The organism is Cupriavidus sp. H18C1, from assembly GCF_049311595.1.
Classification (GTDB): domain Bacteria; phylum Pseudomonadota; class Gammaproteobacteria; order Burkholderiales; family Burkholderiaceae; genus Cupriavidus; species Cupriavidus cauae.
On the sequence record NZ_CP186008.1, the window covers coordinates 1,819,687 to 1,832,040 of the forward strand.

General features: G+C 68.9%; 9 protein-coding genes and 1 pseudogene. 3 read left to right on the forward strand and 7 right to left on the reverse strand.

Features of this window, described 5'->3' with window-relative positions; genetic code table 11:
- The first annotated feature begins 6 nt into the window (after window positions 1-6).
- On the forward strand, window positions 7-1,746 hold the full coding sequence (locus OJJOAM_RS08505) for a pentapeptide repeat-containing protein (RefSeq protein WP_422647691.1): 1,740 nt from the start codon (window positions 7-9) through the stop codon (window positions 1,744-1,746).
- 131 nt (window positions 1,747-1,877) lie between these two features.
- On the opposite strand, the gene OJJOAM_RS08510 is transcribed toward OJJOAM_RS08505, so the two are convergent.
- The 3 genes from OJJOAM_RS08510 to OJJOAM_RS08520 all read right to left on the reverse strand — a co-directional run bounded on the left by OJJOAM_RS08510 (window position 1,878) and on the right by OJJOAM_RS08520 (window position 6,626).
- On the reverse strand, window positions 1,878-2,381 hold the full coding sequence (locus tag OJJOAM_RS08510) for a hypothetical protein (RefSeq protein WP_422647692.1): 504 nt from the start codon (window positions 2,379-2,381) through the stop codon (window positions 1,878-1,880).
- A gap of 251 nt (window positions 2,382-2,632) precedes the next feature.
- A complete protein-coding gene (gene metH, locus OJJOAM_RS08515; protein WP_422647693.1) occupies window positions 2,633-5,380 on the reverse strand; it encodes a methionine synthase in 2,748 nt (915 codons plus the stop codon).
- Window positions 5,381-5,477: 97 nt separating this feature from the next.
- Entirely contained in the window at window positions 5,478-6,626 is a 1,149-nt protein-coding gene (locus OJJOAM_RS08520; protein ID WP_226107963.1) for a homocysteine S-methyltransferase family protein, read from the reverse strand.
- Between the two features lie 194 nt (window positions 6,627-6,820).
- Between OJJOAM_RS08520 and OJJOAM_RS08525 the strand changes: the two genes are divergently transcribed.
- Complete coding sequence (locus OJJOAM_RS08525; RefSeq protein WP_006579975.1) at window positions 6,821-7,213, forward strand: rhodanese-like domain-containing protein; 393 nt, start codon at window positions 6,821-6,823, stop codon at window positions 7,211-7,213.
- A gap of 53 nt (window positions 7,214-7,266) precedes the next feature.
- On the opposite strand, the gene OJJOAM_RS08530 is transcribed toward OJJOAM_RS08525, so the two are convergent.
- From OJJOAM_RS08530 to OJJOAM_RS08545, 4 genes and pseudogenes are all read right to left on the reverse strand, one after another.
- The gene (locus OJJOAM_RS08530; RefSeq protein ID WP_006579976.1) at window positions 7,267-7,524 is read right to left on the reverse strand and encodes a BTH_I0359 family protein; all 258 of its coding nucleotides are present in this window, start codon (window positions 7,522-7,524) and stop codon (window positions 7,267-7,269) included.
- A 275-nt stretch (window positions 7,525-7,799) separates the two neighbouring features.
- Window positions 7,800-8,607: pseudogene (pcaD, locus tag OJJOAM_RS08535) on the reverse strand (3-oxoadipate enol-lactonase).
- A 213-nt stretch (window positions 8,608-8,820) separates the two neighbouring features.
- Window positions 8,821-9,459, reverse strand: coding sequence for a DUF3108 domain-containing protein (locus OJJOAM_RS08540; protein WP_422649536.1), 639 nt, complete (start codon window positions 9,457-9,459; stop codon window positions 8,821-8,823).
- 407 nt (window positions 9,460-9,866) lie between these two features.
- The gene (locus OJJOAM_RS08545) at window positions 9,867-10,700 is read right to left on the reverse strand and encodes an IclR family transcriptional regulator (RefSeq protein ID WP_422647694.1); all 834 of its coding nucleotides are present in this window, start codon (window positions 10,698-10,700) and stop codon (window positions 9,867-9,869) included.
- Between the two features lie 522 nt (window positions 10,701-11,222).
- Here OJJOAM_RS08545 and OJJOAM_RS08550 point away from each other — a divergent pair.
- Window positions 11,223-12,266, forward strand: coding sequence for a Bug family tripartite tricarboxylate transporter substrate binding protein (locus tag OJJOAM_RS08550; protein ID WP_422647695.1), 1,044 nt, complete (start codon window positions 11,223-11,225; stop codon window positions 12,264-12,266).
- Window positions 12,267-12,354: the final 88 nt, after the last annotated feature.

Sequence of the window (12,354 nt, forward strand, 5' to 3'; positions counted from 1 at the left end):
TGCGCCATGGCGAGCTGGTCGATACCCTGCTGCGCGGCGCGACCCCTGGACGAAACGCAATTCGCGCACTGCGCGCTGAGCCGGGTCGACCTGCGCGGCGCGCAGGGACGCGAGACCGCTTTCCTGCACTGCGAGGCGACACAGGTGTCGCTGGAAGGCGCCCTGTTCGATATCGCTGCCTTCCGCCATGGCAGCTGGTCCCAATGCACGTTCGCAGGTGCCACGCTGAGGCGGGCGATGTTCGACTTTACCGATCTCCAGCACGCGGACTTCTCCGGTGTCCAGATGGAGGCGGCCTACTTCTTCGATATCTTCGTGGGTACCGGGGAATGCCTCCCTACCCTCGATTGGACCGGCATTCGTGAAATCCGGCTGGCGGTATGGCAACAGGACCAGAACGAGCTGAGGCAATTGCTCGACGGCAACGGGGTCCCCGCCATGCTGCACAAGGCGCCGGAACGGCTGCGGACACAGGCGATCAGCTCGTATTTGGCGGCGATGGTCCGTGTCAATGAATTCTCGCCCGTCGCGATGAGCGACTTGTTCAAGTGGACGGCCACGCAGCCGTCCTCCTATCTCACCATCGAAGCGGCGGAGATCCTGATCGGCCCGTATCGCGGCCGCCTGAAACACTATCGCGATTGCGTAATGCCGTGGCCCGCCGTCGCGGCGCACTTGCCTGGCTACCTGCGTGCCGCCGTCATGCTGCTGAACGGGCACGACGGCGCCCATTGGGCGCGCGAACACGCTATCGTGGTGCTCCAGCTGCAGTTGCTCGCCCGGCGCAACGATGCGCCGCCGGAGGCCGCGCAATGGGCGGACCGGCTGCGGACAGCCTACCGGGCCCACTTGCCGCCGGGTCTGGTGAGAGCCGTCGTGTCGATCGCCGACGATAACGACGGGGACGACGATGGCGTCCCGTTGCTGGCGCCGGACGGCAGCTATGCGCTCCTGGTCCCGCACGACTACTACGTCGGCCTGATACGAGACGAACCGCAGGGGGTCGAGAATCGCGTGCCGCAATGGATGGAGGTATACCGGCTGACGCCGCCATCCACTGCCGCGCCCGCAGACGCCTACTCCTGTGGCCTCGTCAAGGACGTGGCCCGGGATCTCGCGCCGTGGCCGCTGCTGGCGACCACCTACGGCAGGTACAGGATTGCGGGTTGGCAGGAGGCCTTGCTGGCCGTGGTGCCGGTCGGCAAGTACAAGGGCGACTTCGAGGCGGTGTTCCGCTCCGGCGCAGCGCCGCGCAAGCTGGTGGAAGACCATCAGGACCCCTTGCGCGAGAGCTTTGGCCCGGTGCTTCGCGACGGGGACTCGGGCATCGTCATGACGCTGGAGCATCGGCAGGCTTTGCTCGATACGATGCCCGAGATAGCGGGCGACGCGGCGTGCGAAGGGTATTTTCTGCTGTGCCTCGCGACGATGTTCGTGCGCCTGTCGTCGTGGCGGTACTTCGGCGACCATGACGACGGCCCCTGGGCGTTGCGCGCCTATGCTGCGGCCCTCTGGCGCGCCGCGGTCCAACGCAAGGCCGAGGCCGAGGGCGCCAATGACGGAGACACGTTTGCCAGGATACCCAAGGCATATGGCGCGCCATGGACCGCTGAAGCGCTGACCACGAACATGTGTACCGATATGCTGTCAGGCGACATGGTGCCGGAACTCAAGGAGTTGGCCCAACGTAACGAGCGCTATCGCGACATCCTGGCGACCGTGTGGGTGCCCCAGCTGAACGACTGAGGCAACACGTCGTCGGGGCGGAAGCGGACAGCGTTGCCATGAAAAAAGGGACGGCGGGCTGAGCCCTTCCGTCCCCTGGCGGCGCGGCGGTTCGCCGCCGCGCCTGCATGCGCCCCGGCCGGGCGCGCCCTTTACTGGACCTTGGCCGACGCGCCGGCGCCGACGGTCGCCGAGGTGCCGCTGGTGGCGCCGCCCACCAGGCCGCCGACCTTGCCAGCGGTACCGCTGACCGTGTCGCCGACCGCGCCGACCGTCTTGTCGGCGGTGCCTTCCACCGCGCCGACGGTGTCCTTGGCCTTGCTCTTGGTCTTGCCGTGCGCGTCGTGGGCCTTCGACTTGGCCTTGCTGCCGGCGGTGGCGGCACGATCCTTGGCGCTCTTGCGGGTGTCGTCGATTTCGCCGGCCTTGTCGTTCAGGCCAGCCTTGACGCCGGTATCCATGTTCGCGCGGCTTCCTGCCACTTCAGCGCCCGCATTCACACCGGCATTGGCGCCGGCAGACGGCGCCGTTGCCGTCGGGGCGGTCAGCGAGCCGGCGGCGCCGCCGGTCGCACCGGCTTGCGTACCTTGCGCCATGGCCAGCGACGAGGCGGCGGCGATCGACAGGGCGGACAGCGAGATCAGCAGTTTCTTCATGGAGTACTCCTTTCGAATGACTGTGCGGCGAGGCTTTCGCCGCGGGTTGTCGCCTGGAGAGCGAGTCCTCAGTCTAGGGAGCACCCCACTGCGATGCTGTGAGGAGATGTAATGCGCTGTAAGGAGTCGTGAGCCGGCCAGCAAGCCCGGCAAACCGTCTTCATGGACGGTTTCGCCAGTCCCTTCAACGACTTGCGGCGGCGCGCCGCCCGCGGAAGGCCGCGCCGGTGGCGGCGCGGCTTCGCAACACGTTACAGGTTCGGCGCCAGCGCCCGCTCCATCGCCGCGCGGTCCTCGTGCCGGCGCGCGACCATGTCCTCCAGTTGGTCCTGCCCGATCTTGCCCACGGAGAAGTAGGTCGCCTCGGGATGCGCCAGATAGAAGCCGCTGACCGAGGCCGCCGGCGTCATCGCCAGCGCATCGGTCAGGCCCATGCCGATCTCGCCGGCGTCGAGGACCTGGAACATCGGGCCCTTGACGGTGTGCTCAGGACAGGCGGGATAGCCGGGCGCGGGCCGGATGCCGCGATAGGCTTCCGCGATCAGCTGCTCGTTGTCGAGCGATTCGTCCGCGGCATAGCCCCACAGGTCCTTCCGCACGCGCGCGTGCAGGCATTCGGCGAAGGCCTCGGCGAGGCGGTCGGCCAGCGCCTTCAGCATGATCGCGCTGTAGTCGTCGTGGTCGGCCTCGAACTGGGCTTCCTTCCTGTCGACGCCGATGCCGGCCGTCACCGCGAACAGGCCGACATAGTCGGCGATGCCGCTGTCCTTCGGCGCGACGAAGTCGGCCAGGCACCGGTTCGGCCGGCGCACGCCGTCGACCACCGGGCGTTCGCTCTGCTGGCGCAGGTTGTGCCAGGTCAGCGCGACCTTGCTGCGGCTCTCGTCGGTATAGATCTCGATGTCGTCGTCGTTGACGGTATTGGCCGGCAGCAGCGCGATCACGCCGTTGGCGGTCAGCCAGCGGCCCTGGATCAGCCGCGCCAGCATCGCCTTGCCGTCGGAGAACACGCGGCGCGCCGATTCGCCGACGATCTCGTCGTTCAGGATCGCCGGGAATTTGCCGGCCAGGTCCCAGGTCTGGAAGAACGGCGCCCAGTCGATGTAGTTGGCCAGTTCCGCCAGGTCGTAGTTGCGGAACACGCGGCGGCCGATGAATTTCGGTTTCGGCGGCACGTAGCCGCTCCAGTCGATCGGCGTCTTGTTCTTGCGGGCCTCGGCCAGCGTCACCATCGGCACCGCCTTCTTGTTGGCGTGCTGGGTGCGGATGCGCTCGTAGTCGGCGCGCAGTTCGTCCAGATAGCGCGTGGCGCCCTCGTCGGACAGCAGGCTCGAGGCCACGCTGACCGAGCGCGAGGCATCGGGCACGTAGACCACCGGTCCTTCGTAGTTCGGCGCGATCTTGACCGCGGTGTGCACGCGCGAGGTGGTCGCGCCGCCGATCAGCAGCGGAATCTTCTTGACGCGGAAATAGTCGTCGCGCTGCATCTCCGAGGCGACGTAGGCCATCTCCTCGAGCGACGGCGTGATCAGGCCGGACAGGCCGATGATGTCGGCGCCCTCGACCTTGGCCTTGGCGAGGATCTCGTTGCACGGGACCATCACGCCCATGTTGACGACCTCGAAGTTGTTGCACTGGAGGACGACCGACACGATGTTCTTGCCGATGTCGTGCACGTCGCCCTTGACCGTGGCGATCACGATCTTGCCCCGCGCGCGTACGTCGCCGCCGGCCTCGGCCAGCAGGCGCTTCTCCTCCTCGATGAAGGGCAGCAGATGCGCCACCGCCTGCTTCATCACGCGCGCGCTCTTGACCACCTGTGGCAGGAACATCTTGCCGGCGCCGAACAGGTCGCCGACGATGTTCATGCCGTCCATCAGCGGGCCCTCGATCACCTCGATCGGGCGGCCGCCGCGCGCGGCGATCTGCTGGCGCGCCTCCTCGGTGTCCTCGACGATGAAGGTGGTGATGCCGTGGACCAGCGCATGCGCGAGGCGGTCGGCCACCGGCACCGGCTTCTCCGGCGTGCCGCGCCATTCGAGGTTCTCCTCGCGCCTGGCGCCGCCGCCCTTGTAGCGGTCGGCGATCTCGAGCAGGCGGTCGGTCGCATCGGGGCGGCGGTTCAGCACCACGTCCTCGACCCGCTCGCGCAGCTCGGCGTCGAGCTGATCGTAGACGCCGAGCTGGCCGGCATTGACGATGCCCATGTCCATGCCGGCGGCGATCGCGTGATACAGGAACACCGTGTGGATCGCCTCGCGCACCACGTCGTTGCCGCGGAACGAGAACGAGACGTTGGACACGCCGCCGCTGACCTTGGCGTACGGCAGGTTCTGCTTGATCCAGCGGGTCGCCTCGATGAAGTCGACCGCGTAGTTGTTGTGTTCCTCGATGCCGGTCGCGACCGCGAAGATGTTCGGATCGAAGATGATGTCCTCGGGCGGGAAGCCGACCTCGTTGACCAGGATGTCGTAGCTGCGCTTGCAGATCTCGGTCTTGCGCGCGAACGTGTCGGCCTGGCCCTGCTCGTCGAAGGCCATCACCACGGCGGCCGCGCCGTAGCGGCGGATCAGCGCTGCGTGGTGGCGGAACTGCTCCTCGCCTTCCTTCAGCGAGATCGAGTTGACCACCGCCTTGCCCTGCACGCATTGCAGGCCGGCCTCGATCACCTCCCACTTCGACGAATCGATCATGATCGGCACGCGCGCGATATCGGGCTCGGACGCGATCAGATTCAGGAAGCGCACCATCGCCGCCTTGGAGTCGAGCATCGCCTCGTCCATGTTGACGTCGATGATCTGCGCGCCATTCTCGACCTGCTGGCGCGCGACCGCCAGCGCCTCGTCGAACTGGCCGTTCAGGATCATCCGGGCGAAGGCCTTGGAGCCGGTGACGTTGGTGCGCTCCCCGACGTTGACGAACAGGCTGCCCTCGCCAAGCGTGAACGGCTCCAGGCCGGACAGGCGCATCGGACGAGCGGGACGGGTATCGGTAGACATGGCGGACTCGGGTTCGGGATCGGATGCGCGGCGCGCCGGGGACGGATTCGTGCGGCGGCGCGCCGGTGATGCGTGGCGTGGGCGGCGGGGCGGCCGGTCAGGCCGCGTCCGCTTCGTCGCGATACTGGCCGGGCCAGGCGCGCGGCTTGCGGTTGGCGACGCGCTGCGCGATCGCGGCGATATGTTCCGGCGTGGTGCCGCAGCAGCCGCCGACCAGGTTGACGAGGCCCGAGGCGGCGAACTCGTCCACCAGCGACGAGGTGACGTCCGGCGTCTCGTCGAAGCCGGTGTCGCTCATCGGGTTCGGCAGCCCCGCGTTCGGATAGCACGAGATCGCGGTATCGCACAGCTTGGCCAGCTCGGCGATATAGGGCCGCATCAGCGTCGCGCCCAGCGCGCAGTTCAGGCCGAACGTGATCGGGCGCGCGTGGCGCAGGCTGTTCCAGAAGGCCTCGACGGTCTGCCCCGACAGGATGCGGCCCGAGGCGTCGGTGACGGTGCCCGAGATCATCACCGGCAGGCGTTCGCCGGTGTCCTCGAACAGCTGGTCGATGGCGAACAGCGCGGCCTTGGCGTTCAGCGTGTCAAAGATGGTCTCGACCAGGAACACGTCCGCACCGCCTTCCAGCAGGCCCTTGCCCTGCTCGTAGTACGAATCGCGCAGCTCCTCGAAGCTGACGTTGCGCGCGCCCGGATCGTTGACGTCCGGCGAAATGCTGGCGGTCTTCGGCGTCGGCCCGAAGGCGCCGGCGACGAAGCGCGGCCGCTCGGGCGTGCTGTAGCGATCGCAGGCTTCGCGCGCGAGGCGGGCGGCGGCGACATTCATCTCGTAGGCCAGGTCCGCCATCTTGTAGTCCTCCTGCGCGACGCGGGTCGCACCGAAGGTATTGGTCTCGATGATGTCGGCGCCGGCGGCCAGGTATTGCTCGTGGATTTCGCGGATCACCGCCGGGCGGGTCAGCAGCAGCAGCTCGTTGTTGCCCTTGACGTCGACCGGATGCGCGGCGAAACGCTCGCCGCGGTATTCGGCCTCGCCCAGCTTGTAGCGCTGGATCATGGTGCCCATCGCGCCGTCCAGGATCAGGATGCGCTCGCGCAGCAGCCGCGGCAGTTGCGCGGCGCGGGTGTACGGCCGGGCCGGGGGACCGGCCTGCGGGCCCGCGTGCGCGCCTGCCTGCAGACCTGCCTTTGCGCCCGGTGCGATGGCGGACGCCGTGCCGGACGATTCGATGGATGCAGCGCTCATGGCTTTACTGGCCTCGGTGATGCTGGAAAAGTGGTCGATTTTATCAGTTAAGGCACCTTGCCAGCCCTTGCCGGCCGAGGCGGGAAAATGCCCGGACCCGGAACCGCGCCAATCCCGGGCGGCCGCGTGCAGGCTTGCCGGCCCGCCTGGCCCGCGCCTACACTCGGGCAGACCGACCCACCGACGGACACCGCATGCAACACCTTGCCCCGCAAGAGGCCCAGGCCCTGCTGGCCGAACACCCCGACGCCCTGTTCATCGATTGCCGCAGCGAAATGGAATACCTGTTCGTCGGCCATCCGACCGGCGCCCTCAACGTGCCGTGGAACGACGGCCCGGACTGGGAGGTCAATCCGCACTTCGTGCAGGCGGTCAAGAAGCTGGCCGGACAGGCGTCGGCGCGGCCGGTGCTGCTGATCTGCCGCAGCGGCAACCGCTCGACCGCGGCCGCGCAGGCGCTCGAGGGCGCGGGCTTTACCACCGTCTACAACGTGCTGCACGGCTTCGAGGGCGATCTCGACGCGCAGCGGCACCGCAATACCGTCAACGGCTGGCGCTTCGAAGGGCTGCCGTGGGAGCAGTACTGAGGCATAAAAAAACCCGCGCCATGGCGCGGGTTTTCTGCAGCGGCGGCGCGTCGTCAGTGCATCGCCAGCGAGTGCGTCATCACCGTATCGAACTTGCCAAGAAATTCGTCCACCTCTTCCACGGACGGTTCGCTCTCGATCAGACGTTGCACATCGGCGCGGAAATGCTCGGCCAGCTGGCCGCCAAGGAAGATCTCGCGCTTCATGTTCTTGTCGACGATCTCGTAACCGCCGGAGGCAAGAGGGGCATGCTCGACGTCGGCACCAAACTCCACGATGCAGTAGTTGTCGCTGTTATAAATCATTTGCATGGCGCACCTCCGGGCTATGGGACGGACGGAAGGTTTGTTGATTCTTGCGTCAGCCGGTGGGAGCGCCGGCTTCCTTCCGCGATTTCACCTCCAAGCTGAGGGCATGAAGACGCTTTTCAAGCGCATGCCTCGCTGGGCGCTGGCGTGGTGCCCGATGCCGTAGCGCCCGCTCATCAGGTTGGAGCCGCCCCCCGAGGCGGCAAGTTCGGTGTCCCCGACGAAAAGAGGGTTTGTCCTACGAAGCGTTTGCCGATCGCCTACGCGGGCCGGCCGGCTCAGGGCGTATCGCACTGCGCCCCGCAGGCGGCCTTGACCAGAAAAGCGTCCAGAAGCGCATGAAACCGCTCCGGCTGCTCGATCGGCGACAGATGGGCGGCGTCCGGCAGCACCTCGAACTGCACGGCCGGAATGCCGTCCGCAATGGCCTTGGACTCGGCCACGGGACAGCCCTGGTCCTGGTCGCCGACCACCACCAGCGTCGGGCAATGGATGCGCGCCAGCGCATCGGCCTGGTCGAAACCCAGGATCGCGAGGCAGGCGCCGACATAGCCGCGCACGGGCGTGGCCAGCACCATCTGGCGGATCCGTTCGACCTGTTGCGCATGTCCAGCACGGTACGGCGCGGTCAGCCAGCGCTGAAGCGTCGCATCGAGCACTCCTGCCATCCCGTGCGCCTCCACCTGGCCGATGCGCTCATGCCACATCGGATGGGCCTGGCGCGGGGGTGCGGCAGACGGTGTCGACCAGCGTCAACGAGTGCAGCCGCTCGGGATAGCGCACGGCAAAGGTCTGGCCGATCATGCCGCCCAGCGAAATGCCGATGAAGTGCGCCTGCGGCACGTCCAGGCCGTCCATCAGGGCGACCAGGTCGTCGGCCATGCGCAGCATCGAATACGGCCCGACGGGGGCGTCGCTGCCGCCGTGGCCGCGCAGGTCGTAGCGCAACACCCGATAGCGCGGCGCCAGATGGGCCGCGGTGGCGTCCCACAGCGTGTGGTCGCAGGCCAGCCCGTGGCACAGCACGACCCACGGGCCTTCGGTGCCGTCGATGCGGGCGTGCAGCGTCACGTCGCCGACGATCACGCGATGGGTTTCGGAAGCCGGGGGCTGGGTGGCGGGACTGGAAGCGGGCGCCGCCCCCTGGGCGGTGGCGGGCGCGGTGGCTGGCCTGGTGCTGGGCGTGGCGGCGGGCGGCAAGGTGTCGGTCATCGTGTCCTCCTGTCGGGGTCGGTGGGCGGCGACGCATCGCGCGGGAGCGTCGCGGCGGCCACGCCGCTCGGCTCCGATCCTTCCAGACTAGGGCTCGGCGCCGCGCAGTACCAGATCGATCTGCGTGCCGTCGGGCTCCGTCTGCCGCAGTTTGACCGGCATCCAGCCCACCGATTCCGCCAGCCAGACCTCGACGCGGCGGCGGTCGTCGGCCCGGCGCGGCAGGCGGATGAAGTGCTTGGCGCGCACAAACCCCGCGCCGGTCTCGATGTCCTCCTCGCCGACATACTGGACGCGCATCGGCTCGAGATCGCTGGTGTCGGCGACCTGGAAGGTCTCGGTGGCACCCGGCGCGGCATAGCGCTGCGGGTTGCCGCGCACCAGGCCAACCAGCTGCAGGAAGACGCTGAAGCGGTCCTGCGCGCCCTCGGGCAGCGGCGCCTGGCCGCCGCGCGACTCGAACACGACGGCGCCGGCGGCGCGATCGAAGCGCGTCACCTGGCTGCGCTTGCGGCGTTCCTCGACATAGCGCTCGGGCGCCAGCCCCTGCTCGCCCAGCACGCCGGTGCTGTGGAAAGCGAAACGGAACCACAGCATCCGGGTTTCGACGGACAGCTGGTAGCGCCCGCCGGCGTGCTGCCAGCGGATGGTGCCGTCGGGGTTCTCGACCCCGTTGACGAAGCTGGCGTAGCGCAGCGTCGCCGATGGCGGCGGGGCGTAGCGCAGCGCATCGGCGGGGGCGGGCGCCGGTGCGGAACCCGCACCGGTACCGGTGCCGCCGGCGCCGCCGCCCGCCGCGACGCTGCCGGCGCCGCCCGGCGAGGTCGCCAGCGGCGGGCCTTCGGCGGGTGCCGGCGGCCCTGGCGCGGGTTCGGGAGCGGGTTCGGGTTCCGGCGTCGCGGCCGCGGCGGGAGCGGGTTTGGGGAGGGGGCCGGCGCGGACGTGGCGGCGGGGTCGGGGCGACGGCGACCGGCTTGGGCGGCAGCAGGATCGCCTCGAGCGCGGGCGTGTCGACCGCGTCGAGCGGAATCAGCGGACCGGGCATCCGCACCAGCCCGATCAGCACCAGCGCATGCGCGATCAGTACGACCGCCAGCGCGACCGCCCAGCGCAGGCGGCGCGCACGTTTCGCATCAGGCCTGACCGGCGGTTCCGGTCGACGGGGTCCCGCCAAGATATCCAAGCTCCGTCGAGATCCGATGTGCGATCTCGCGCACCTGGCGGTCGATCGCTCCGCCCCATTCTGCATCGAATACGGTCTGCGCGCCCAGCACGATCAGCGCCATCGAGACGTGGCCGCTGGCATCGAACACCGGAAACGAGATCGCGTTGATGCCGGGCAGCACCCCGCCCAGCGTGCGCGCCGCGCCGTGGGCGCGCACGTCGGCGCACACCGCGTCGTAGTCGGCCAGCGAGCGCGGCAGGTCCGGCAGATTGTCGTCGCGGCGCTCGTTCAGTTCACGCTCGATCAGTGGCAGCGTCTGCTGGCGCGGCAGATAGGCGCCGAACAGGCGGCCTGTGGCCGAATTGAGCATCGGCATCACGTCGCCCAGGCGCAGGCTGACGGTGACCGGGTGGCTCGACTCCTCCCAGTGCACCACGGTCGGCCCGTGGTTGCCCCAGACCGCGATGCCGACGGTCTGGTCGATGTCGTCGCGCAGCTGGGACAGGATCGGGCGCGCCTTCTTGACCGGATCGAGCCGGTTCAGCCCCGCCAGGCCCAGCTGCAGCGCGAATGGCCCCAGGTCGTAGCGGCCGCTGACCGGGTCCTGCGCGACCATGCCCAGCCGCTGGAAGCTGACCAGGTAGCGGTGCGCCTTGGCCGGGTTCATGTCGGCCGCGGCGGCCAGGTCGCGCAGCATCATCGCGCGCGGCGAGGCGGCCAGCGCCTTGAGCAGCTGGAAGCCCACCTCGATGGACTGGATGCCGGTGCGCAGCTTGGCGTCGTCTTCTTCTAGTTCGGTCATGCGTCGAAACGGGACGGGCGGATGGGGGGACGGGCGGAAAGGGGGCGGCGGATTCGCCAGCGGGATTCGCCGGCGGGATTTGCCGGCGGGATTTGCCAGCGCGGCAATATAGTTCGATTCCGTCACGTCGCGCTACGCCCCGATCCGTAAATTTACTATAGCGAAATCGATTTACCAGTTTTTAATCCATCGCTAGACTGCGCAAGGGTGCTGCCGACCGCGCGAAAAGCGCCGCAAGGTATCCCGGACACGCGAAAGCCCGAACGCCCCGACGGCCGAGGCCCGAACGACCGGACGCCGGACGGCGGACGACCGAGCACCGAGCACCGAACACCGAGCACCGAGCACCGAGCACCGAGCACCGAACACCCGAACACCGAACACCGAACACCGAACACCGAGCACCGAGCACCGAGCACCGAGCACCGAGCACCGAGCACCGAACACCGAACACCGAACACCCGAACACCCGAACACCCGACACGGGCCCCACGCCCGCATGACAACATCCCGGAGACCCGCATGCCAGCCCCGCTCGCCGCTGCGCCCACCGCGCGCCTTTCCCTGCCGATCCTGCGTCGCCTGCTGAACGCCGCCGTGCTGAGCGCCGGCGCGCTGGCGGCCATTGCCGCCGCCCTGCCCCGCCCGGCGGCGGCGCAGCAGCCGGCGTGGCCGACCCAGCCGGTCCGCTGGGTGGTCCCCTATCCGGCCGGCGGCGGCACCGACGTGGTCGCGCGCACGCTGGCCCAGGCGATCTCGCCCGCGCTCGGCAAGCAGGTGGTGATCGACAACCGCCCCGGCGCGGCGACGATCGTCGGCGCCGACACCGTCGCGCACAGCAAGCCGGACGGCTACACGATCCTGACCGCCGACACCGCGACGCTGGCCGCCAACCCCTCGCTGTACCGCAAGCTGCCGTACGACCCGGCCAAGGACTTCGCCCATGTCGGCATGATCGCCCGCTTCCCGCTGATCCTGGTCGCCAACCCGAACTTCCCGGCGCGCACGCTGAAGGAAGCGGTCGACTACGCGCGCAAGAATCCGGACAAGGTCAACTTCGCCTCGCCGGGCGCCGGCAGCCCGCACCATCTGGCGATGGAGCTGTTCATGGAGCAGACCGGCACCAAGATGACCCACGTGCCGTACAAGGGCGCGGCGCCCGCGGTGCAGGACCTGCTGGCGGGCCAGGTCGACGTGATGTTCCTCGATCTGGCGGCGGGCCAGCAGAACGTGCTCGGCGGCAAGCTGCGCGCGCTCGGCAGCGCCACGCCGAAGCGGCTGGCCGCGCTGCCGCAGGTGCCGACGGTGGCCGAGGGCGGCGTCGCCGGCTTCGAGGCCTATGCGTGGCAGGGCGTGGTTGCACCGGCCGGCACGCCGCAGCCGGTGGTGAGCCGGCTGAACGCCGAGCTGGTCAAGGCGCTGAAGCAGCCGGAGGTGCAGAAGCGCTTCGAGGGCATCGGCGTCGAGCCGGTCTCCAGCACGCCGGACGAGTTCGCGCAGTACGCGCGCGGCGAGGCCGAACGCTGGGGCAAATTGATCAAGGCCAAGGGCATCACGGTAGACTGACGCCCTCGCGGCGGCCGGCACAGCCGGCGCCATCTCGCCATCCGCACGCCGGCTCGATGCCGGCGTCGTTCTTGATGCAGGAATCCCG